Source organism: Flavobacterium koreense (assembly GCF_054776075.1).
On the sequence record NZ_BAAHCF010000034.1, the window covers coordinates 125,529 to 147,220 of the forward strand.

A 21,692-nucleotide genomic window follows, 5' to 3' on the forward strand; every position below is an offset into this window, starting at 1 on the left:
CCTTTCATGAAAAATATAAGTAAGCTACTTTTATTGTTTGTAATAATAACTTTTGTAACCAACTGCGGACCTACAAAGGGAAAATCTTCTGTTGGTGTAATCAAAAAACCTGAGTTAGTAATTGAGGAAGATCTTTATATTCCAGTTCCAAAATCGGAACGTAAAAATTATTTCAAAGAAACTTCATTAGAAACAAAATGGGTTGATAGTATTTATACTCAAATGACTTTTGAAGAAAAAGTAGGACAATTGTTTATGGTTGCTGCTTATTCTAATAAGGATACGGTTCATTTCAATGCTGTCGAAAAGTTAGTTACTCAAAATAAAGTTGGTGGTTTAATCTTTTTTCAAGGCGGTCCTGTTCGACAAGCCAAATTGACTAATCGTTTTCAATCAAAATCAAAAGTGCCTTTGTTTATTGGGATTGACGCTGAATGGGGATTGAGTATGCGATTAGATTCCACTTACAAATATCCATGGAATACGACACTTGGAGCAATAAAAGATTTACGACTTATAGAAAAAGTGGGTAGGAATATGGCTCAAGAAGCCAAACGAATTGGAGCACATTTCAACTTTGTGCCAGTTTTAGATATTAATACCAATCCTAAAAATCCTATCATTGGACATCGTTCTTTTGGTGAAAACAAAGTAAATGTTACCGAGCACGCCATTGCTATTATGGAAGGAATTCAAAGTGAAGGTGTCTTTTGTACAGGAAAGCATTTTCCTGGACATGGTGATACTGCTTTAGATTCTCATTATGCTTTGCCATTAGTGAATTTTACAAAAGACCGATTAGAAAAAGTTGAATTGTATCCTTACAAGAGAATGTTTGATGAAGGATTAGTTTCTGTTATGGTAGCCCATTTGAACATTCCAAGTATTGAGCCACGAGATAATTTTCCGACTTCTGTTTCGTATAATGTTGTAACTAATTTGCTTCAAGAGGAATTGGGATTTGATGGTTTGATTTTTACCGATGCATTGAATATGAAAGCTGCGAGTAAGTTCATGAAACCCGGAGATATCGATTTAGAAGCTTTTATGGCTGGAAATGATATTTTACTTTTTGCAGAAAATGTTCCTTTGGCTTATCAAAAAATTTCTGAAGCCTATAATAATGGACTAATTACAGAAGAACGTTTAGCAAAATCGGTTAAAAAGATTTTGGCTCATAAATTCAAAATCGGTTTAAATCACTACAAACCAGTTGATGTAAAAAATATAGCATCTGATTTGAATACGACATTTAAAGATGCGCTACAATATCAACTTTTCGAGCATGCTACAACGGTTTTAAAAAATAAGGATAATATTCTTCCCATTAAAAATCTTGACCAAAAGATTGCTTACGTAAAGTTGGGTGATGATGTAAATTCTTCTTTTGTTAACACTATAAAAAAATATACTGAAATAACCGAAATTTCAGAAGATAACATTGACTCACTTAAAGTAAGACTTAAAGACTATAATACTGTCATAGTAGGTTTTCACAAATCGGATAGAGCTTGGAAAAAACATGATTTTTCTGAAACGGAATTACTTTGGCTTCAAGAAATTGCTAAAAATAATGTAGTAATTTTAGATGCATTTACAAAACCATATTCTTTATCTGCAATATCAAGTTTTGATGATATTGAAGGAGTGGTAATGTCTTATCAAAATGGTGATATTGCTCAAGAAGTTAGTGCTCAATTACTTTTTGGAGCTTTTGAACCGCAAGGAAAATTACCTGTTACAATCAACGAAGAGTTTAAAGAAGGTTTCGGTTTAAGAACTGAAAAATTAAATAGATTAGGATTCACTGCTCCAGAAAATGTAGGAATGAGTCCAAGTATTTTATCTAAAATTGATACTTATGCTAAAAAGGCTATTGATGGTAAAATGGCTCCTGGAATGCAAATTTTAGTAGCAAGAAGAGGTAAAGTTATTTTTCAAAAATCCTATGGATATCATACTTATGACAATCAAACAAAAGTATCTAATTCAGATATTTATGATGTAGCTTCGATTACAAAAATGGTAGCTACATTACCAAATGTAATGCAACAATATGATAAAGGAAAAGTAACTTTAGATTCTAAATTGGGTGATATGTTGCCGATGTTTCAAGGAACTAACAAGCAAGATATCGTGTTTAAAGATTTGCTATCTCATTATGCAAAATTACAAGCATGGATTCCTTTTTACAAAAACACTTTAGATGCTGAGAAATGTCCATCTGATAAAATATATAGTTTGTATAATAAAGAAGGATTTAATTATCAAGTTGCTGAGAATCTATACATCAGAAATGATTATCAAGATAGTATTTTAAAACAGATTGCTGATAGTAAACTTTTAGACAAAAAAGAATATAAATACAGCGATTTTACTTTTATCATTTTAAAAGAATATCTAGAAAAAGCTACTGGAAAAACTCTTGATAAATTGAGTACAGAGAATTTCTATAAAACTTTAGGAATGAACAATACCATGTTTAATCCACTTAGAAAGTTTGATTATAGCGTAATTCCACCAACAGAAAATGACAACTATTTTCGTCATACCATAATTCAAGGTTATGTTCATGATATGACAGCTGCAATGCAAGGTGGTGTTGCTGGTCATGCTGGAATTTTTTCAAACGCTATGGATATTGCCAAAATGATGCAATTGTATCTTCAAAAAGGTAATTATGGTGATAAACAATATTTTTCTCCTTCAACATTTGATACTTTCAATACATGTCATTTCTGTTCAGAAGGAAATAGGAGAGGATTAGGTTTTGACAAACCTCAATTAGGAAAAGAAGGTCCTACTTGTGGATGTGTATCGATGTCGAGTTTTGGACATACAGGTTTTACCGGAACTATAGCTTGGGCTGACCCAGAAACTGAAATTGTATATGTGTTTTTGTCAAACAGAACTTATCCTGGTAATACAGAGATAAATAAACTTTCTAAAGAAAATATTAGAGAAGATATTCAGAAGATTATTCAAGAAGCTATTTTAGATAAATAGATTTTTAATTTTTTGTTAACGAATTTCATTAGGATTTTCAGTAACTTCGTACTTCTAAAAATCAGCAATGAAAATAGCAATCGTTTGTTATCCAACTTTTGGTGGGAGTGGTGTTGTCGCTACTGAACTCGGTCTTGAATTAGCACATCGCGGACACGAAATTCATTTTATTACTTACAAGCAACCTGTTCGTTTAGCACTTTTGAACTCAAATGTGCATTATCACGAAGTTAATGTTCCTGAATACGCTTTGTTTCATTATCAGCCATATGAATTGGCACTATCTAGCAAATTGGTAGATATGGTAAAATTATATGGTATTGAGTTATTACATGTACATTATGCAATTCCACATGCTTATGCAGGTTATATGGCTAAGCAAATGTTGAAAGATGAAGGAATTAATATTCCAATGGTTACTACGCTTCACGGAACGGATATTACCTTAGTAGGAAAACACCCATTTTATAAAACGGCTGTTTGTTTTAGCATCAACAAATCGGATGTAGTTACTTCTGTTTCGCAAAGTTTAAAAGACGATACGTATAAACATTTTGATATAAATAAAGAAATTCATGTTATTCCAAACTTTATAGAGTTAGAAAAGCATCGCAATGAACCCTTAATATCTTGCCAACGTTCTGTAATGGCTGAAAAGCATGAAAGTATAATAACTCACATAAGTAATTTCAGAAAAGTAAAAAGAATTCCTGATGTTGTTAAGATTTTCTTCAAAATACAACAACAAATTCCTGCCAAATTAATGATGGTAGGTGATGGTCCTGAACGAGAGATTGCCGAAAGAATGTGCGAAGAACTTGGAATTCAAGATAAGGTGATTTTCTTTGGAAATAGTAATGAAATTGATCAAATTCTTTCTTATTCAGATTTATTTTTATTGCCATCCGAGACAGAAAGTTTTGGTTTAGCCGCTTTAGAAGCTATGGCTTGGTCTGTTCCTGTTATTTCAAGTAATTCTGGAGGTTTGCCTGAAGTGAATTTTGACGGAGTTTCAGGATATTTAAGTAATGTAGGTGATGTTGATGAAATGGCAGATAATGCTATAAAAATTTTAAGCAATATTGACACTTTAAATACGTTTAAAGAAAATGCTTTATCGGTAGCAAAACAATTTGATATAAAAAATATATTGCCAATTTATGAAGAAATCTATCATAAAGCAATTGAAAAATCTAAGCAAATAAATTTATCATGATAAAAAAACTCGGTGCAATTTTATTAGTTATAACACTTTTTTCTTGCTCTTCATCAAAACCTCCAATGATTTCAGAACCTATGTATGATGTTCTTTTTGGTAGTGAATATGGTGGAGCCTCTTTTCAATTTTACGAAATTGTATCAGATGAGAAGGAATTTAATATTTTACTAACAGATGATATGATAAAACCCTATGTAAAAAAGGAAGATATAGAAACTTGTAATTTTATATTAGTCAACATGGGTGAAAAAAAATCAGGTGGTTATACGCTTGAAGTTCAAAAGGTAGAAGAATTAGCTGACAAAGTAATTGTCACTTTAAAAGAAATTGAACCTAAAGGAGTAGCCACAATGGCAGTTACTAAACCATGTTATGTAATAAAAATAAAATCTAAGAAGCCAATAGAAATAAGATAAAAAAAATCCCGATTGAAAAATCGGGATTTTTTTATTAGAATTTGTATCTAATTCCTAAAGCTAAATCTGGACCAAAATTATCTTCACGATAATTATCAGAGTTAAAATAAAGTTCAGGTCTAATGTCTAAAGATAGTTGAATTGGCACTTCTTTAAAATTGTATTCAATACCTAAATCACCAGCTACAAAAACAAAAGTTCCGTTGTCTTTGTATTGATTTCCATTAGCTCTATAATCATAGCTCCAACTTCCTAAACCACCACCAACACCAGCATACCAGTTAAAACCACCATCAATATTCCAAACCCATTGATAAATACCTGTTAGTTTAAAGGCATCTACATTATTACTATTTCTAAAACCCAAATCAAGTTCTAAACGATTGTTTTTAGACAAACCTCTTTGATAGGATATTTCACCACCAAACCCATCGTTGTCTCCAAGTCGCAAACCTAATGCGTTTTTTGAAATGTCTTGTGCTTGTGCAGTAAATGCTAATCCAATTAACATCATCGCTGATAGAATTACTTTCTTCATAAAATTGTTATTTAAAGTTTATATTATAACAACCTTATATTGTCAATTATTGTGCCGCTAGTTGTTAAAATATATTAAAAGCAAGTTTATACCAGTTAAGTCATTGGTAGTATGATAAAAAAAAGTGACAAATTTAGAATACCAAATTTGTCACTTAGAATAATATTAAAAAAATATCTTAGTTTATAAGAAACGATTTTATACTCTCTGTTTGTGTTTGATTGAAAGTTGAAGGAATTGGTAAAGTAACATTTGGAATACTATTCAGTTGATAATTTAAAACAGTACTAGTATAAATCATTCCAACATTCTTACTATAATATTGATCAGATACGATTACATCTTGTGCATTCATTATTGTTATAGGAAATGAAATGCCAGAAATAGTTTGAACGGTAGTGATTTTTAAGTTTAAAATAATTTTTGTCTTTTTGATATCTGAATAATCATCTCCATTTGGGAAAACGTAAGTAGCTTGACCACCATTATATACAGATTTCAAAGTATAATCAATTGTTAGAGGAAACGATTGAACTGTTTGATTAATTGTACCTGAAGCAGTACTTAAAACTTGACCAACAGTAGCATTTTCTTTAAAGAAAATAAAATCTGTAACTCCAAGATTAATAGGTGAGGTCAAACCGAAATTAAAACTAAAATTCCCGGTCATAAGTAATTTACTACCGTCAATTTTTATTCCATTATTTCTTAAAGTCGAACTGAAAAAACCTGTAGGAATTGTTAAGGATTTAATTTTTTTATAAGTTACTGAATTTATTAATGTATCACCAGAAACATATATTGAATCTCTTGTTAATGGGTTAGTAGAACTACTTAAATCACTATCAATATCATAAGTCCAATAATTATTATTTTTTAAAGGCATAAATCCAGTTGGCACTTCATTTCCATCATCGGTGTTATTGTCATTATCGCTTGAGCAAGAAGTTAAAAAAATCAGTAACAATGATGTAATTAAAAATTTAGTTTTCATATACAATTAATTTGTTTTTTGCTAAATTAATAAAAATTATTTTAACACTAATCAAATGTAAAAATCATTTTACAAATAGAATTCTTATTTAAAATTAAACTGTAAACTTTTAAACTTTAAACAATTCAACTATATTTGTTCAAAACTATTAAAAATGGCTGGGAATAGCTACGGAACACTTTTTAGGATTACAACTTTTGGAGAATCTCATGGAGACGCACTCGGAGGAATAATTGATGGATGTCCTGCAGGAATTGAGTTGGATATTGAAGCTATTCAAAAAGAAATGCAACGACGTAAACCAGGACAATCTACTATCGTTACACAACGTAAAGAAGAAGATGAAGTTCAATTATTATCTGGTTTATTTGAAGGAAAAACAACTGGAACTCCAATTGGTTTTATCATTCCAAATACCAATCAAAAATCGGATGATTATTCGCACATAAAAGATTCTTATCGACCAAGTCATGCCGATTATGTTTACGAAAAAAAATATGGAATTCGTGATTATCGTGGTGGTGGAAGAAGTTCAGCAAGAGAAACAGCGAGTAGAGTAGTTGCAGGAGCTATTGCAAAGCAAGTTCTAAAGAATATAAAAATCAATGCTTTTGTGTCATCAGTTGGAGAAATTTTTATCGACAAACCTTATCAGGATTTAGATTTTTCTTTAACAGAAACAAATGCGGTTCGATGCCCAGATTTAGCTTCATCCGAAAAAATGGAAGCTTACATAAAAGAAATAAAAAAACAAGGTGATACAGTTGGAGGAACTATAACTTGTGTAATACAAAATGTTCCTATTGGACTAGGTGAACCAGTTTTTGATAAACTTCATGCTGAACTTGGTAAAGCAATGCTATCCATAAATGCTGTTAAAGGATTTGAATTTGGAAGCGGTTTTTGTGGAGCCAAAATGAAAGGTAGCGAACATAATGATTTGTACAACGAAGATGGAACTACAAAATCAAATCTTTCTGGTGGAATTCAAGGCGGAATTTCTAATGGAATGGATATCTATTTCAGAGTTGCTTTTAAACCAGTGGCAACTTTAATTCAAAAGCAAGAAGTGTTGACTAATCAAAATGAAATAATTGAGCAACAAGGTAAAGGTCGTCATGACCCTTGTGTTGTGCCAAGAGCGGTTCCAATTGTGGAAGCAATGGCTGCTATCGTATTGGCCGATTTTTATTTAATAAACAAAATTTATCAAACAAAATAATGACATCACAAATAGAACAAAAAAAATCATTTTTTAGTAATCTAACAGTTCAAATTTTAATAGCAATGGTTCTTGGAGCTATTCTCGGAATATATATTCATAACAATTTTGACACTGAATTTGCAAAGAATTTTAGTGATAAAATTAAAATGTTAGCAACCATTTTCATTAGATTAGTTCAAATGATTATTGCGCCGTTAGTAATTACGACTTTGGTTGTTGGAATTGCCAAGTTGGGTGATATAAAATCGGTTGGTAGAATAGGAGGTAAAGCCATGGGATGGTTTTTTACTGCTTCTTTTATTTCGTTATTGATAGGTTTGTTTTGGGTAAATATTCTTCAACCTGGAGTTGGTTTGAATTTGACCGATGTTGATGTTTCTACTGCTGCTGAAGTTACTGATAAAACTAAAAGTTTTTCTGCGCAAAATTTTGTAGAACATATTATTCCCAAAAGTATTTTTGAAGCACTAGCAACCAATGAAATATTACAGATTGTAATTTTTTCAATTTTTTTCGGATTAGCTGCTGCATCTATTGGTGATCACGCAAAACCTGTTGTGAAAGTTTTAGATGTTATTTCACACATCATTTTGAAAATGGTAAATTATGTAATGAAATTTGCTCCAATTGGAGTATTTGGCGCCATTGCAGGCGTTTTTGCCATTAGAGATTTGCAAGAATTGTTGTTGACTTATGCCAAATTTTTCGGTTCTTTTTTAGTTGGAATTTCTTCTCTTTGGATAGTTCTTCTACTTGTAGGATACATATTTTTAAAAGGACATATGACAACTTTACTTAAAAGAATTCTTAGTCCATTAATAATTGCCTTTGGAACCACAAGTAGTGAAGCCGTTTTTCCAAAATTGACAGAGGAATTGGAACGATTTGGCGTAAAAGATAAAATAGTTTCTTTTATGCTTCCACTTGGTTATTCATTTAATCTTGATGGAAGTATGATGTATATGACTTTTGCAAGTATTTTCATTGCACAAGCTTATGGTGTTCCATTAGATTTGGGAACTCAAATGACAATGCTTTTAGTATTAATGCTTACAAGTAAAGGAATAGCAGGTGTTCCAAGAGCAAGTTTAGTAGTAGTTGCTGCTACTTGTGGAATGTTTGATATACCAATAGAAGGTATTGCTTTAATTCTTCCAATTGACCATTTTTGCGATATGTTTAGAAGCGCAACTAATGTATTAGGTAATGCTTTGGCAACTTCAGTAGTAGGAAAATGGGAAAAAGAAAGTTAAAAAATTAAAAAATTAAAAAATAATAACTAAATTTGAATTCGAAAAAAAACTTTAAATTATTTTTATGAAAAAAATTACTTTATTATTTGTGTTATTGCTTACTGCAATTTCTACAGATATTTATGCTCAAACTGATTACTTGCCTGTAGGCGCTGGTAATAGTTCTACACAAGTTCGTGGACCTCAAGGTACTAACAGATTCCATAGAAGTGTTTGGATTTTGACTGCTGCAGAAATGACTGCTGCTGGATTTACAACAGGTAATACTATCAATGCATTAGGATTTAATTATATTAATGGTCTTGATATTGCTACAACTGGTAACATTCAAATTTATTTGCAAAACTCTACGGATACAGCAAATACAAAAGGTACTGCATGGACTTCGGTTATTACCGGTATGACAAGTACATACAACGGTTCAGTTACTTTGCCAACAGCTTCAGGAGATTTCTACATGCCACTTTCAACAAATTTTAATTATACAGGTGGTTCCCTTTATGTTGCTTTTGATTATCAAAATGCTGCAGGTAATCTTGCTACAGTACCAAGTACTATTCCTGCAAATACTGCTGTTGCTAGTGGAACAAGAACGGCAACTAGTGCTACTGCTGCTCCAGCGACATTAGGAGCTTTTTCAACTTTCAGACCACAAACTATTTTAGGTAAATTGGTTGATTGTGCAAGACCATTAAATGTAGCCGTGCCAAGTACAACTTTAAATTCTGCTAATATAACATTTGCGTCAAGTAATCCTGTTAATATTCAATATGGAGCTTACGATTTTGATCCAGCAACAACCGGAACTTATGTTAATGGAGTTTCTTCTCCTTATACATTGAGTGGCTTACAGCCGAGTACAGCTTATGAAATCTATACTAAATCAGATTGTGGGGCATTTTTAGGTACTAGTTCTAATACTGTTCCAGTATCATTTCATACTACTTTCCAACCAGCAACTCCTAGCTACAACACAAGTTTTGAAATTGACAATCATCCAAACATTGGATGGGTTGCTGATGAAGAACCAAATGGAACAGATTGGTTTATGGTATATGGTGGAACTGGTAGTGCTTTAGTTCAAAATGGACTATACTCATGTGTTTCTCTAGGAAGTGCAACAGCTCAAGCATCTGGTATCATGTATTCTAGAGGTATTAATTTACAAGCAAGTGGTAACCCAGTGACTATTACTTTTCAAGCAAGTAACTATCAAGCAGCTGGTGCTACAAACACATCAAGTTTTACAATAACTGCTGGAACAGATCAAACTGTAGCTGCTCAAACTATTGCAGTTGGAACAGGGACAGCTACAGCTGCAGCATTTGCATTGAAAACATTTACATTTACACCTCCAACAACTGGTGTTTACTATATTGGTGTAAGAAATACATCTCCTATAAATGGTGTTGCAAACTCAACTCACGCGTTAATCATTGATAACTTCACAGTTTCTCAAACATTAGCTAGTAATGAAGTGTTAGAGTCTAAATTCTCTACTTATCCAAATCCAGCTAAAAATGTAATTAATGTTGCTAATACTACAGACGCTTTAATTTCTGGAATTGAAATTACAGATATCAATGGTAGAGTTGTTAAAAACCAACAATTCTCTAATGTAGCTGAAGTTCAAGTAACTGTTTCAGATTTAGCTCAAGGTATGTACACAATGAAAATAGTTTCTGATAAAGGAATTGTTACTAAAAAAGTGATAAAAGAATAATTAGTATTCTTTATTAAATAAAAAAAAGACTAAGCATTTGCTTAGTCTTTTTTCTTTTTATCACTTCCCATCATAAGGAAAACGGCTCCAACTAATCCAATTATAACTAAAGCAAAGACTCCAATCATAATGAAAGTTCCATTATCATGAGAATAAAGAGGTAACAATAAGTTGTTCATGATTTCAATTGTTTAGGATACCCAAAAGTATTTCAAATAAACTTATTGAAATATGACAAATATCATACTAGAGAAATTTAGATTTTAACTCTGGAGTTGGCATCATACAGCTATCTTTTTTGCCATACCATTTGTATCTATTTTTGGCAACAAAATCATATCCGAAATTTTTTAAAAAATTTGGAAGTATAGAGAGGTAACTTGTTAAACTGATTAATCCTCCTAAATCTTTTGCAATGTTAAATGCCGCATCAGCTTTAACATAATAAGCCTTTCCTGGAATATAAAGAATAATACTATCCGTTTGAGAAGTATCAACCTTAATGTAATCAATAATTTTTTGTCCAAGTTCAGATTGAATAGCAACAAATCTAAAAGTGTCTTTAACATCTTTTTTTATCACATATTGTACCGTGGCATCACACAAATTGCATACACCATCAAAAAGAATGATTTTTTTATCTTTTGGTAATTCTTCCATAATTATTTAGGTCTTTCCACAAATTCTAAAGCATCCAAACTAACTTTTGATGTAAATACTCCATAATTTACTGTTGCTTTATTTTTTTCAATACCATCAAGTGTTCCAACTGCTTTGCCATCAAACATTCTAACTCGGTCACCAATTTTAAGTGCAACTTTTGGTTTTTCTGGAACTTCTTTTAGTTTTAATTTTTTCTCTTTCTTTTCTTGTCGAATCTCCTCAACTTTAACTTTAACCTCTTCTGCAACCTTTTTTTGAATAACTTCTTTTTCCTTTAACTCTTTAGCTGTTGCTTTTTTTCGTTTGGAATTTTCAATTTCTACCACTTTTAAAAATTCACCGATAAGTGTTTTTTTGTCTTTATTGTTAAAATAATTAGAAGAAATTTCATCAATCTTTTGTCCCATATAAATCAATCGTTGATTGGCATCATACAATTCTTGGTAACGTTCTAATTTATCTTTTATCTTAGCGTTAATAGATTCCATTTTTTTGCTTTCTTCACGAGCTTTAGATTCTTCTTCTTTCAAATTTAAAGAAGTTTTTTCCATTTTAGAACGCTCTTTTTGCAAAGTTGCAATAGTCTTGTCAAATCTTACTTTGCCACCTTCAATTTTCTTTTTGGCTCTGTTAATTAAACCAAATGGAATTCCATTTTTTTGTGCCACTTCAAAAGTAAAAGAACTTCCGGCTTGTCCTAAGTGCAACTTATACATTGGCTCGAGTGTTCTTTCATCAAATAACATATTGGCATTTGTGGCATTAGGTAATTCGTTTGCCAATATTTTTAAATTGGTATAGTGTGTTGTAATAATACCAAAAGCTTCTCTATGGTAAAATTCTTCTAAGAAAACTTCTGCTAAAGCGCCACCCAAATCAGGATCAGAACCAGTACCAAATTCGTCAATTAAAAATAACGTTTTAGAATTACATTTTTTCAAAAAATAGTTCATGTTTTTCAAACGATAACTATAGGTGCTTAAATGATTTTCAATAGATTGATTATCTCCTATATCTGTCAAAATTCTATCAAAAAGAAAGGTTTCGCTACGTTCATGAACAGGAATTAAGATACCACTTTGCAACATTAATTGAAGTAATCCTACCGTTTTAAGTGAAATTGTTTTCCCACCTGCATTTGGTCCAGAAATAACTATAATGGTACTTTCAGGATTCAATTCAATTGTTTGTGGATGAGTTATCTCATTTTTTAATTTGTTATTCAAATAAAGAATAGGATGCAAAGCATCTCTAAAATACAAACGTTTTTTATCCGAAATATTTGGTAGAATTCCATTGATTTTATTGGCATACTTAGCTTTTGCAGCAATAACATCAACATCACTCAAAAACTCTTGATAACTAACAATTAATTCATGAAAAGGACGAATATCATTGGTAAGTTGTTTCAAAATTCGTGTAACTTCTTCTTTCTCTTCATATTCTAAGTTGTTTAACTCTCTAGAATATTTTAAGGTAGCTTCTGGCTCAATGTAGGCAATACTTCCTGTTTTAGAACTTCCTAAAATAGAGCCTTTTACTTTTCTTCTGTACATTGCCAAAACAGCTAAAACTCTTCTGTTCTCTACAAAACTTTCTTTGATGTCATCCAAATATCCCAAAGAATTATATTGGCTCATTGCCATGCCAAAACTTTGATTGACTTTTCCACGAACAACATTCATATCACGACGAATATTCAATAAATCTGGCGATGCATTATCTCTTACTTCTCCGTGTTTATCAATAACTTCATCAATGTATTTTACAATTTCTTTGGTAACTTGTATTTGACTAGCTTTCTCATTAAGTTTGGGATAATATTCTTGAAATTTCTTGAAAAATAAAATCAAAGTATTTGCGGTTTCTGAAACCGTTGCTATTTTTCTAAATCCAGAAACTTCTAATTGACTTCCATCAATGGCTAAAAATTTTAACTCGTTATTTATAGAATCAAAACCATGATTTGGAATAGCATTATTATTTGAGTAGGAGGAAACATACTCAGAGGTTTGCAGCAAATTATCCATCAAAAGATTTTTCTCTTTAAATGGAGTAATTTCAAGGGCTTTTATTTTGCCTAATTCGGTATTACATCGCTCTGAAATAGTATTTAATATAGTGTCAAATTCTAAATCTTGAAGCGTTTTATTGGTGATAGAAATCATTCTAATATTTTGTGAATTCAAAGTTACGAATGTTGACAAGCATATTGCAATAGATTTTTATATTTTTGGTAAAAAATTAAGATATGTTGATTGAAATTAATTCGTCATGGAAGGAAAAATTGAACGAGGAGTTCGATAAGAGCTATTTTGTCAATTTAGTTGAATTTGTTAAAAATGAATATACAACTCACAGATGTTTTCCTAATGATAATCTAATATTTTCAGCTTTCGATTATTGTCCATTTGATAATGTAAAAGTTGTAATAATAGGACAAGATCCTTATCACGGATTTGGGCAAGCAAACGGATTGTGTTTTTCTGTAAATGATGGCGTAACTTTTCCTCCATCACTAATTAATATTTTTAAAGAAATTGAACAAGATTTGAAATTACCAATTCCAATTTCAGGAAATCTTGAAAGATGGGCTAGGCAAGGAGTACTTTTGTTAAACGCTACCTTAACAGTTAGAGAAAGTGAAGCAGGTAGCCATCAAAAAAAAGGATGGGAAGAGTTTACTGATGCCGTAATTAAAAAGATTTCTGATGAAAAAGAGCATGTTGTTTTTCTTTTATGGGGAGGATTTGCAAAGAAAAAAGGAGCAAAGATTGATAGAAATAAACATTTTGTTTTAGAAACAGGACATCCATCTCCGTTGAGTGCAAATAGAGGCTTCTGGTTTGGAAATAAACATTTTAGTGCAACAAATTCATTTTTAAAAAGTAAAAACTTTAAAGAAATTGAATGGTAAAAAAAATCCATCACTTAGGATGGATTTACTATTTTAATTTACTGTAAAGTTATAATAACCTTCGGAATCTAAATTGCTTACATTAGAAAAAATGGTAAGAGATATACTATCAGAACTACTGTTGGAACGTATTTCAACTTGACTTGTTGAAGAACTATTGTAGCCAAAACTTATTCTGTATTGTCCAGAAGAAGGTAATTTTATTCCACATAAAAATTCATATCGATCATTTGCAACATTAAATTCTGCTGTGGCATTATAAAAACCACCTGTTACAAATTTACCCAAATCTAAATCTATATTTGGAGTGCTTGCATCAACTAGTATCCAATCATTACCCACTTTTTTTTCTAATAAATAGCTAAATGCAAAAGAAGGAGCATTGTTTGTAGTTTTTCTAATATCTAATAAATTTGTTTGATTAGGTTCAGCTAAAAGGCGATTGATATAGGAATTTACATAAAGATAATCGCCAACATTATAATTAGCTTGCGTTTGAATTGAAACTAAATTTGGAACAGATATATATTCTGTGTTATAAAAATCATCATCATTTGTATCACATGAATTGAATGTTGTTACAAATAAAATTAATAATGTTATTATTTTTAATGTCTTCATACTATATTTTTTTTTAAAATCTATAACCTAAATTAATTCCAACTCGTGATATTACATCTGGACTTTGTTCTCTTTTGGTCAAGTTAGAACCGAAACCAACCAAGAACTCTAACGCCCAAGATTCTTTAAAGTACATTTTGTATCCTAAACTACCTCCAAGTCCAAAATCGGTATAGTTTGATTTTTTTATGGTGTAAAACCCATTGCCATTTGAATCTGTATCTCTTATAATTTCTTTAAAATCGCCACCATTAGCAGAAGCAAAAATTTCAGCAAAATAATATCGTGATTTACTTTTTGACAAAGCATATCTTAAATAAGGATTGATTTCATACTTGGGTAAGTTATTTCTAAAACCATCATTAAAATCATCCTCTATTTTTTGACTATTAGAAAAATTAGTATTTACTCCAACTGAAAAATCCTTTCCAAGAAAACGTTCATAACTAAAACTTAGCTTTCCGTAAGCTATAGCTGATAGCACATCGACACGAAATTCATTTTTTTTATTGTCAAAAGGACTACTTTCTTGTGCAGAAACAAACAAAGTTCCTAACAAGAATAAACCTATTATTTTTTTCATATAATTCTGATTTTAAATAGCTAATATACTATTTTATTTGATGTATTTTGAAAAATTAATTTAAAGTAAGTGCACTCAAAATTTCTTCATTCATGAATGGTCCACCAGGATATTTAGCTGTATAATCTAAATTCAGCCAAATATTACCACGCTCATCAATATGGTAATGCAATGATTTTCCTTTACTTTCTTCAGGAAAAAGCACTTTTTTTACCAAATAATTTATGGTTTCTAAATCGGCTTGTTTTCCAATTAAGATTTCAGGATAAATATGACCATCTGTATGAATAAGTCTTGGTATTCCACCAATAGATCGAATACAAGCCGCCATTAAAATAGAGTGATCATCACAATCGCCAGACAAGTATTTTGCTGATTCACTGGCGCTAGCAATATATTCTCTACCTTTTGGGTCACTTACATAATTCCAATTGCTATTTATTTCTTTAAACACAGAAAAACATTGAATTATGGTAAAATAATCATTGTATCCTTTAGCGTCTTTGAAATGCTTGTTTACAGCCATCAAAGAAAAATTTCTAACTTTAGGATTAGAATAATCTATGGCATTAAGTATCTTAGATTTATTTGGAAAAGGAAGTAATTTGTCAATAATAATATCTTGAGGATATGGATTATAACTCATTGTGTAAAGCATTGATTGATAGTCTTCAAAAACGGTTTGAAAGCCATAACCTCCAAAAATAGTTCCATAAACTAATGCTATTAAATAGAGAAAAATACTTATTAATGTAATTTTTCTCATGGCTCTCAATATAAGTTGTATTAAAACCAAAAGAACAATAAAAAGAAGTATTCTATCTATGTGTAAAGACCATTCAAATTCAATAATATTTTGATGTAAAATAATAAAAATTGGAATGGTTATAAGTACATTTAAAACAAAAATAATTACCATATCCCACGGTTTTTTTACCGTAAGTTTGTCTTTTAAGTACAAGTAATAAAGTTTTGTTTTTTCTATCATTTTAAGAATTTGCAAAAAGCTAGATGGCTTTTACAAGTTCAGCAAAAGTACCTTTTTTCTCAATAATTTTGAGGTCAAATAATTGATTTTGAATTTTGTTTAACATTTTTTCTGATAATGGCTTTTGCGACCATTCTGTTAAACGCAACCATTCTTGTATATCTTCTATTTTTTGATGGTATTTAGTAGCAAATGTTCTATCAATACTCGGAATTTCTTTGAACTCTTGCGTTGTGATATTTATAATTTCAAGTATTTGAGCAATGGCATTAGGATGCTTTTTCAAAATTTCTTCACGAACGGCAATTACAAAACATGGCCATGGAGTAGGGCAATCGTCAATTCTCCTGAAAATTCCTTTATCTACAAGAGGTTTGGTCATAAAATGTTCCCACATGAAATAATCGGATTCTCCTTTGGTTAAGCTTTCAACAGCGCCATCAATGGTATTTACAATTTCAAATTGTAGTTTTTCGGTACTCCAACCTTGATTATTGGCATTAACATAAGCCATTAATTGTGAACCTGAACCTAATCTTGAGATAGCCACTTTTTTATTTTCTAAATCAGAAAGCTTTTTAAAATTGGAGTTAGCAGCCACATGAATTCCCCAAATTAAAGGACTTTCAACGTAAACTTGCACTATTTTAGAAGGATTTCCAGCATTGATATCTTTTACAATTCCTTCTGATAAAATTACAGCAATATCAGTTTCACCATCGCGAAGCATTTGACACATTTTACCTGTACCTTCAGGAACATCAGTCCATTGTAAATCGATTCCAACGGCTTCAAATTCACCATTTTCAATACACAAATGCCAAGGAAGATTGAAATGCTCTGGAACGCCAGCTATTTTTATAGTTTTCATTTATTAGTATTAAGATTGTAGTATTAAGTATTAAGATTGTTCAGAGAGTTTTTGAATACATTGTTCTCTTAGGTCCCAAATTTCATCAAAGGTAAAATTTTGATTGGTTTCTTCAATCCATTTTTTCAAGAAAGCTTTGTGATAATCTACTTTAAAATCGCCAACCTGTTTAGCAATTATCTCGATTTCTTCTATAATTTCCTCTTTTATTTTATCGTAAAATGATTCCGAAGTTGTGACATCTAACGGAATACCATTAATCTTTAAATAACAATGCGCCTCTGGAATGTAGTCAATACCACTTTTTGAAAGTAAATCTCCTAATTTAGGTGTATTTACTTCGTTCATTTTAAAAATTCCAATATATAATTTTACGTTTTCAATTTCATTTTTATCTGCATAATCTTTTAAAAAAGCATGTTTTGAGCTACAAGTTCCTTTATTTTCAGAAAGTACTAACGAAAAATCATACCTATTAGAATTTCTTCCATAAGGAACATGTTTTACTTTTTTTATTATTTCTTCAAAGTTCATAAACTGAAAACTGCTTACTGCGACTGCCTACTAATTTTCCACCATTTCCAAATAACTCCATCATTATCAGGATAATCTTCCATGAAATTGAAACCTACTTTCTGCAAAACATGATTTGAAGCTCCATTTTCTGCATGTGTGTAAGCATTCATTTCTTTAATATTCATTTGATTGAAACCATAATCAAGCCAAGCAAGTGATGCTTCGGTTGCATAACCTTTGTTCCAAAATTTTTCATTCAAGCGATAACCATAATCAAAGAAATTTGTATTACCATTTTCAACATGGTCATTTACAAATTTGATTCCTGTCCAACCAATTAGTTCATTAGTTTCTTTTAAAATAGTAGAGAAACGACCAATTCCTCTTTCTAGATATTGTTTTTGAACCATTTCAATATAATCGTAAACTTCTTGAATATCAATACAAGGCTTTTGCCATAAATAATTATGGACTTCTGGATTTTTATCCATTTCAAATAATGCTTCAGCATCTGATTTTTCAAATGGTCGAAGTAGTAGTCTTTCAGTTTCTAATATTAAATCCATTCTGGGTTAATTTGATTTAAATGATGATACAAATGGTCGAAGTAATCTTCTATTAAAAATTGTAAATCGGACAGCTCACCATTTGGAAGAATCAATTTATAAGTTAGTGTTTCATTGGTTTGATTTTTTACAATGTACAAAGTATGAAGATTTAAATTCATCCATAAATCAAATAATTCTTGATTGTTTTTATTTTGATAATCATTCGATTTTACTAAATCATCAGGATTATAAGTTCTTATTTTATAAGGTTTATCAAATGTTTGAATTTCAGTAAATCGCTGAATATTGTTAATTGCTGAATCAATTAAATGACCTAAGACTTCCTTTTTAGACCATTTGTTTTCTGATGGTTTTATTTCAAAATCCGTAGCTTTTATAAAAATATTTGAAGCCGTTAACTCATTCAAAACGAATTCAAATTTTGTTATTTTTTCTTTCATTGTTTAGTTTTGAGTTTTATTCTATCTTCAAATGAGAAATCACTACACGATATCCATCAGGATCGAGAATTATCTTTCCATTTTCATTCCAATAGGGATTTTTAGCTTTAATTAATTCGATTTTATTTGCTAATAATTTATTATGAATCAGTCCAAATTCTAATTTAGTATTTGGATAAAAAACTAAAATATCTTCCTCACCAAAATTAAATGTAACAATCTCGTCCGATTTGGTAAATTCTAAATGCCAATTTTCATTGGGTTTACCAATAAAAACGCCATCGTAACCATTGTGATTTTCAAAACCACCAAGTAATTCCAATCCTAAAATATCAATATAAAAGGATTTGAGTTGTTCTAAATTGTTGGTATGTCTTGCAAATCTGAAAGTCATAAATTAAAGAAATATATTATTAAACAGAAGATAAACATAACTATAAATGCAATAATTATATTGTTAGAGGCATGACCCATTTGGTCATAATAATCTTTAGAATTTTTTGGACCATTAATGTATTCCCAAAAAGTATACTTTTTTTTATTCAATAACAAACAATAAATGGAACCGAAAAACCATCTTATTGTTCCGCCTAAAAAATTTAATATTAATTCCTCAAAACCCATTTACTCTGCTAATTTATCCAAAGCATATTCAATCAAGGCATCAACCGCTTTGTATGGATCTTCACTGAAAGTTCCAGTTGCACGATTGGCAATGATTGCATTTAATGATAAACATTGATGTCCCAGCAATTTTCCTAAACCATAAATAGCTCCGGTTTCCATTTCAAGATTAGTCATTTTGATACCTTCAAATTCGAATTTGTCCATTTTACTATTCAATTCTGGATCTTGAATGTCTAATCTTAAAACGCGACCTTGTGGACCATAAAATCCGCCTGCTGTTCCTGTAAAACCTTTAAATATTTTGTCACTTTCCAAACGTTTTTCAAGAATTTCACTTCCTTTAATAACATACGGACGACCTTTTTTCATATCCCAATTGGTTTGAGCGATAAAAGCGTCTTCCATAGCAGTTTCTGAAATTTCATCAATCAAATAGGAGCGAAGCATGTTGTCTAATCCTAATCCGTATTGACTCATAACAAAACTATCGCAAGGAATATCTGCTTGTAATGAACCTGAAGTTCCAATTCGGACAATATTCAAAGAAGTCAATTCTTGTTTGATTTCACGAGTTTTTAAATCGATGTTAACCAAAGCGTCTAACTCATTCATTACAATATCAATGTTATCCGGACCAATTCCTGATGACATTACTGTAATTCGTTTTCCTTTGTAAATTCCAGTTTGTGTTTTGAATTCACGTTTTTGTTGCGAAAACTCAATGCTTGAAAAATGTTTAGTTATTTTTTCGACTCTATTTTGATCACCTACAAAGATGATGTCTTTCGCAATATGCTCCGGTTTTAGGTTCAAGTGGTATACACTTCCGTCCGGATTTAATATTAATTCTGATGATTGTATCATTTGATAATTTGTTTATTAGGTAATTCGCAATTATTAATTATTAATTGAATTATCCACCAACTCGTTTTGTTTTAAATCCTTTGTCTTGTAATAACTTCATTATTTTATCACGATAATCGCCTTGAATAATGATTTCGCCGTCTTTGAAAGTTCCTCCAACAGCGAGTTTATTTTTTAATTCTTTTGCCAATAATTTGAAATCTTCATCTTCACCTTCATAACCAGAAATAATGGTTGTGGGTTTTCCTTTGCGTTTTTCAAATTTACAAATCATTGGTTCTTTTTGAACGAATAATTCGTGTTCTTTTTCCTCAACAATTTCTGGTTCGTTAGAAACTTCGTGGTCTGGAAATAGTTTTTTTAGTTGTTCTTGTAAATCCATATTTCTTTAAATTCCAAAATTTAAAACCCAAATTCCAAATAAAAATCAAATTCCAAATTCCAATTGAAAACATTAATTGGAATTTGGAATTTTTATATTGGAATTTCTTCCCTTTATTTCTTAATCAATCCTAAATCAACCAATCTTTCATATAAATAGTCACCAGCGGTGATGTCTTCATATAATTTTGGGTTGTTTTCGTCGATGCATTCTGGTAAGCAATTTAATTTCATATCACTTACAGGATGCATGAAGAAAGGAATAGAATATCTTGAAGTATTCCATAATTCTCTTGGTGGATTTACAACTTGGTGAATCGTTGATTTCAATTTGTTGTTAGTATGTCTAGACAACATATCGCCAACGTTAATCATCAATTCGTCTGGTTGCGCCATAGCATCAATCCATTGACCATCGTGATTTTGAACTTGCAATCCTTTTCCTTGTGCACCCATTAAAAGTGTAATCAAGTTGATGTCACCATGAGCAGCAGCACGAACAGCACCATCTTTAGGTTCGTCAGTGATTGGTGGATAGTGAATTGGACGTAAAATACTGTTTCCGTCTTTGATGTAATTGTCAAAATAGAATTCGTCTAATCCAATGTGAATTGCTAAAGCACGCAATACATAAACACCTGTTTTTTCAAGCATTTGATACGCTTCTTTACCTGTAGCATTGAAGTTTGCTAATTCATTTACAGTTACATTTTCTGGATATTCATTAGCATATTTTGAGCCTTCCGAAACGTATTGTCCGAAGTGCCAAAATTCTTTCAAATCTCCTGCAGAACGACCTTTAGCATGTTCTTTTCCAAAAGAAATATAGCCACGTTGTCCGCCAATGCCTGGAATTTCGTATTTTTCTTTTACTTCAAGAGGAAGATTAAAGAAATTACGCACTTCAGCATAAAGATTTTCAACCAATTGGTCATCAAGAAAGTGACCTTTTAACGCTACGAAACCAATTTCTTCGTAAGCTTTTCCGATTTCATTTACAAATTTTTGTTTACGTGCCGGATCATCCGACAGGAAATCACGTAAGTCAACACTAGGGATTTGTTGCATTTACTAAAACTTTTTTGTTAATAACTAAAATTGGATAAGTTCCAATCATAACTACAAATGTATGAAAATTTTATTTTGATTGTGTTTAAGTTATTAACAAATATTTATTGAGTTTAGTAACGCACATTCAAGCAATCAAAGAAATTTTAAAATTTTTCTAACTTCTTCAATACGTGTTCCAAAAAAACACCTTGACTTTCTATCATTCTT

Annotated in this window: 23 protein-coding genes; 7 read left to right on the top strand and 16 right to left on the bottom strand. The window is 30.8% G+C overall.

Features of this window, described 5'->3' with window-relative positions; translation table 11 throughout:
* The first annotated feature begins 6 nt into the window (after positions 1 to 6).
* The 3 genes from ACYU7A_RS12960 to ACYU7A_RS12970 all read left to right on the top strand — a co-directional run bounded on the left by ACYU7A_RS12960 (position 7) and on the right by ACYU7A_RS12970 (position 4,641).
* On the top strand, positions 7 to 3,006 hold the full coding sequence (locus ACYU7A_RS12960) for a glycoside hydrolase family 3 N-terminal domain-containing protein (RefSeq protein WP_460577190.1): 3,000 nt from the start codon (positions 7 to 9) through the stop codon (positions 3,004 to 3,006).
* Positions 3,007 to 3,073: 67 nt separating this feature from the next.
* A complete protein-coding gene (gene bshA, locus ACYU7A_RS12965; protein ID WP_460577192.1) occupies positions 3,074 to 4,222 on the top strand; it encodes an N-acetyl-alpha-D-glucosaminyl L-malate synthase BshA in 1,149 nt (382 codons plus the stop codon).
* Positions 4,219 to 4,641, top strand: a complete 423-nt coding sequence (locus ACYU7A_RS12970; protein ID WP_344816364.1) for a protease complex subunit PrcB family protein — start codon at positions 4,219 to 4,221, stop codon at positions 4,639 to 4,641. The genes bshA and ACYU7A_RS12970 overlap by 4 nt, the downstream gene beginning before the upstream one ends.
* 34 nt (positions 4,642 to 4,675) lie before the next feature.
* Here ACYU7A_RS12970 and ACYU7A_RS12975 read toward each other — a convergent pair whose 3' ends face one another.
* Together ACYU7A_RS12975 and ACYU7A_RS12980 are read right to left on the bottom strand one after the other, a co-directional pair.
* Entirely contained in the window at positions 4,676 to 5,179 is a 504-nt protein-coding gene (locus ACYU7A_RS12975) for a hypothetical protein (RefSeq protein WP_460577194.1), read from the bottom strand.
* A 178-nt stretch (positions 5,180 to 5,357) separates the two neighbouring features.
* Positions 5,358 to 6,173, bottom strand: coding sequence for a hypothetical protein (locus ACYU7A_RS12980; RefSeq protein ID WP_460577196.1), 816 nt, complete (start codon positions 6,171 to 6,173; stop codon positions 5,358 to 5,360).
* A 154-nt stretch (positions 6,174 to 6,327) separates the two neighbouring features.
* On the opposite strand from ACYU7A_RS12980, the gene aroC reads away from it, so the two are divergent.
* The 3 genes from aroC (at position 6,328) to ACYU7A_RS12995 (ending at position 10,374) form a co-directional block, all read left to right on the top strand.
* Complete coding sequence (gene aroC, locus ACYU7A_RS12985; RefSeq protein ID WP_460577198.1) at positions 6,328 to 7,395, top strand: chorismate synthase; 1,068 nt, start codon at positions 6,328 to 6,330, stop codon at positions 7,393 to 7,395.
* Complete coding sequence (locus ACYU7A_RS12990; RefSeq protein ID WP_460577200.1) at positions 7,395 to 8,651, top strand: dicarboxylate/amino acid:cation symporter; 1,257 nt, start codon at positions 7,395 to 7,397, stop codon at positions 8,649 to 8,651. The genes aroC and ACYU7A_RS12990 overlap by 1 nt, the downstream gene beginning before the upstream one ends.
* Positions 8,652 to 8,715: 64 nt before the next feature.
* Positions 8,716 to 10,374: a T9SS type A sorting domain-containing protein gene (locus ACYU7A_RS12995; protein WP_460577202.1), complete on the top strand. Its 1,659-nt coding sequence runs from the start codon at positions 8,716 to 8,718 to the stop codon at positions 10,372 to 10,374.
* A gap of 41 nt (positions 10,375 to 10,415) precedes the next feature.
* Here the strand turns inward: ACYU7A_RS12995 and ACYU7A_RS13000 are convergent, their stop codons facing one another.
* From ACYU7A_RS13000 to ACYU7A_RS13010, 3 genes are all read right to left on the bottom strand, one after another.
* Positions 10,416 to 10,553, bottom strand: a complete 138-nt coding sequence (locus tag ACYU7A_RS13000; protein WP_298304004.1) for a hypothetical protein — start codon at positions 10,551 to 10,553, stop codon at positions 10,416 to 10,418.
* A 67-nt stretch (positions 10,554 to 10,620) separates the two neighbouring features.
* Complete coding sequence (locus ACYU7A_RS13005) at positions 10,621 to 11,034, bottom strand: thiol-disulfide oxidoreductase DCC family protein (RefSeq protein WP_460577205.1); 414 nt, start codon at positions 11,032 to 11,034, stop codon at positions 10,621 to 10,623.
* Positions 11,035 to 11,036: 2 nt separating this feature from the next.
* Positions 11,037 to 13,205 carry an endonuclease MutS2 gene (locus ACYU7A_RS13010; RefSeq protein WP_460577322.1) on the bottom strand — a complete coding sequence of 723 codons (2,169 nt, stop codon included), beginning with the start codon at positions 13,203 to 13,205 and terminating at the stop codon, positions 11,037 to 11,039.
* Between the two features lie 83 nt (positions 13,206 to 13,288).
* On the opposite strand from ACYU7A_RS13010, the gene ACYU7A_RS13015 reads away from it, so the two are divergent.
* Positions 13,289 to 13,954, top strand: coding sequence for a uracil-DNA glycosylase (locus ACYU7A_RS13015; protein WP_460577207.1), 666 nt, complete (start codon positions 13,289 to 13,291; stop codon positions 13,952 to 13,954).
* Positions 13,955 to 13,987: 33 nt separating this feature from the next.
* On the opposite strand, the gene ACYU7A_RS13020 is transcribed toward ACYU7A_RS13015, so the two are convergent.
* From ACYU7A_RS13020 to ACYU7A_RS13070, 11 genes are all read right to left on the bottom strand, one after another.
* On the bottom strand, positions 13,988 to 14,575 hold the full coding sequence (locus ACYU7A_RS13020; protein WP_460577209.1) for a hypothetical protein: 588 nt from the start codon (positions 14,573 to 14,575) through the stop codon (positions 13,988 to 13,990).
* Between the two features lie 13 nt (positions 14,576 to 14,588).
* Complete coding sequence (locus ACYU7A_RS13025; protein WP_460577211.1) at positions 14,589 to 15,158, bottom strand: DUF3575 domain-containing protein; 570 nt, start codon at positions 15,156 to 15,158, stop codon at positions 14,589 to 14,591.
* A 55-nt stretch (positions 15,159 to 15,213) separates the two neighbouring features.
* Positions 15,214 to 16,146: a transglutaminase gene (locus ACYU7A_RS13030; protein WP_460577213.1), complete on the bottom strand. Its 933-nt coding sequence runs from the start codon at positions 16,144 to 16,146 to the stop codon at positions 15,214 to 15,216.
* Between the two features lie 19 nt (positions 16,147 to 16,165).
* A complete protein-coding gene (locus tag ACYU7A_RS13035) occupies positions 16,166 to 17,017 on the bottom strand; it encodes a substrate-binding domain-containing protein (protein ID WP_460577215.1) in 852 nt (283 codons plus the stop codon).
* Between the two features lie 30 nt (positions 17,018 to 17,047).
* Positions 17,048 to 17,551 carry a hypothetical protein gene (locus tag ACYU7A_RS13040; protein WP_460577217.1) on the bottom strand — a complete coding sequence of 168 codons (504 nt, stop codon included), beginning with the start codon at positions 17,549 to 17,551 and terminating at the stop codon, positions 17,048 to 17,050.
* 14 nt (positions 17,552 to 17,565) lie between these two features.
* A complete protein-coding gene (locus ACYU7A_RS13045; RefSeq protein ID WP_460577219.1) occupies positions 17,566 to 18,099 on the bottom strand; it encodes a GNAT family N-acetyltransferase in 534 nt (177 codons plus the stop codon).
* On the bottom strand, positions 18,090 to 18,542 hold the full coding sequence (locus ACYU7A_RS13050; RefSeq protein WP_460577221.1) for a DinB family protein: 453 nt from the start codon (positions 18,540 to 18,542) through the stop codon (positions 18,090 to 18,092). Before ACYU7A_RS13050 ends, ACYU7A_RS13045 begins: the two co-directional genes overlap by 10 nt.
* Positions 18,543 to 18,558: 16 nt before the next feature.
* Positions 18,559 to 18,936 (bottom strand): VOC family protein, encoded by a 378-nt coding sequence (locus ACYU7A_RS13055; RefSeq protein WP_460577223.1) that lies wholly within the window; start codon positions 18,934 to 18,936, stop codon positions 18,559 to 18,561.
* Positions 18,937 to 19,166: 230 nt separating this feature from the next.
* Complete coding sequence (locus ACYU7A_RS13060) at positions 19,167 to 20,033, bottom strand: nucleoside phosphorylase (RefSeq protein WP_460577225.1); 867 nt, start codon at positions 20,031 to 20,033, stop codon at positions 19,167 to 19,169.
* 49 nt (positions 20,034 to 20,082) lie between these two features.
* Positions 20,083 to 20,415 carry a translation initiation factor gene (locus ACYU7A_RS13065; protein WP_298304029.1) on the bottom strand — a complete coding sequence of 111 codons (333 nt, stop codon included), beginning with the start codon at positions 20,413 to 20,415 and terminating at the stop codon, positions 20,083 to 20,085.
* 113 nt (positions 20,416 to 20,528) lie between these two features.
* Positions 20,529 to 21,482, bottom strand: coding sequence for an isopenicillin N synthase family dioxygenase (locus ACYU7A_RS13070; protein ID WP_396143199.1), 954 nt, complete (start codon positions 21,480 to 21,482; stop codon positions 20,529 to 20,531).
* Positions 21,483 to 21,692: the final 210 nt, after the last annotated feature.

Excerpts from the sequence above, each read along its gene's own strand:
- ACYU7A_RS12960 (WP_460577190.1), top strand. The coding sequence starts at position 7 with ATGAAAAATATAAGTAAGCTACTTTTATTGTTTGTAATAATAACTTTT.
- bshA (WP_460577192.1), top strand. The coding sequence starts at position 3,074 with ATGAAAATAGCAATCGTTTGTTATCCAACTTTTGGTGGGAGTGGTGTT.
- ACYU7A_RS12970 (WP_344816364.1), top strand. The coding sequence starts at position 4,219 with ATGATAAAAAAACTCGGTGCAATTTTATTAGTTATAACACTTTTTTCT.
- ACYU7A_RS12975 (WP_460577194.1), bottom strand. The coding sequence starts at position 5,179 with ATGAAGAAAGTAATTCTATCAGCGATGATGTTAATTGGATTAGCATTT.
- ACYU7A_RS12980 (WP_460577196.1), bottom strand. The coding sequence starts at position 6,173 with ATGAAAACTAAATTTTTAATTACATCATTGTTACTGATTTTTTTAACT.
- aroC (WP_460577198.1), top strand. The coding sequence starts at position 6,328 with ATGGCTGGGAATAGCTACGGAACACTTTTTAGGATTACAACTTTTGGA.
- ACYU7A_RS12990 (WP_460577200.1), top strand. The coding sequence starts at position 7,395 with ATGACATCACAAATAGAACAAAAAAAATCATTTTTTAGTAATCTAACA.
- ACYU7A_RS12995 (WP_460577202.1), top strand. The coding sequence starts at position 8,716 with ATGAAAAAAATTACTTTATTATTTGTGTTATTGCTTACTGCAATTTCT.
- ACYU7A_RS13000 (WP_298304004.1), bottom strand. The coding sequence starts at position 10,553 with ATGAACAACTTATTGTTACCTCTTTATTCTCATGATAATGGAACTTTC.
- ACYU7A_RS13005 (WP_460577205.1), bottom strand. The coding sequence starts at position 11,034 with ATGGAAGAATTACCAAAAGATAAAAAAATCATTCTTTTTGATGGTGTA.
- ACYU7A_RS13010 (WP_460577322.1), bottom strand. The coding sequence starts at position 13,205 with ATGATTTCTATCACCAATAAAACGCTTCAAGATTTAGAATTTGACACT.
- ACYU7A_RS13015 (WP_460577207.1), top strand. The coding sequence starts at position 13,289 with ATGTTGATTGAAATTAATTCGTCATGGAAGGAAAAATTGAACGAGGAG.
- ACYU7A_RS13020 (WP_460577209.1), bottom strand. The coding sequence starts at position 14,575 with ATGAAGACATTAAAAATAATAACATTATTAATTTTATTTGTAACAACA.
- ACYU7A_RS13025 (WP_460577211.1), bottom strand. The coding sequence starts at position 15,158 with ATGAAAAAAATAATAGGTTTATTCTTGTTAGGAACTTTGTTTGTTTCT.
- ACYU7A_RS13030 (WP_460577213.1), bottom strand. The coding sequence starts at position 16,146 with ATGATAGAAAAAACAAAACTTTATTACTTGTACTTAAAAGACAAACTT.
- ACYU7A_RS13035 (WP_460577215.1), bottom strand. The coding sequence starts at position 17,017 with ATGAAAACTATAAAAATAGCTGGCGTTCCAGAGCATTTCAATCTTCCT.
- ACYU7A_RS13040 (WP_460577217.1), bottom strand. The coding sequence starts at position 17,551 with ATGAACTTTGAAGAAATAATAAAAAAAGTAAAACATGTTCCTTATGGA.
- ACYU7A_RS13045 (WP_460577219.1), bottom strand. The coding sequence starts at position 18,099 with ATGGATTTAATATTAGAAACTGAAAGACTACTACTTCGACCATTTGAA.
- ACYU7A_RS13050 (WP_460577221.1), bottom strand. The coding sequence starts at position 18,542 with ATGAAAGAAAAAATAACAAAATTTGAATTCGTTTTGAATGAGTTAACG.
- ACYU7A_RS13055 (WP_460577223.1), bottom strand. The coding sequence starts at position 18,936 with ATGACTTTCAGATTTGCAAGACATACCAACAATTTAGAACAACTCAAA.
- ACYU7A_RS13060 (WP_460577225.1), bottom strand. The coding sequence starts at position 20,033 with ATGATACAATCATCAGAATTAATATTAAATCCGGACGGAAGTGTATAC.
- ACYU7A_RS13065 (WP_298304029.1), bottom strand. The coding sequence starts at position 20,415 with ATGGATTTACAAGAACAACTAAAAAAACTATTTCCAGACCACGAAGTT.
- ACYU7A_RS13070 (WP_396143199.1), bottom strand. The coding sequence starts at position 21,482 with ATGCAACAAATCCCTAGTGTTGACTTACGTGATTTCCTGTCGGATGAT.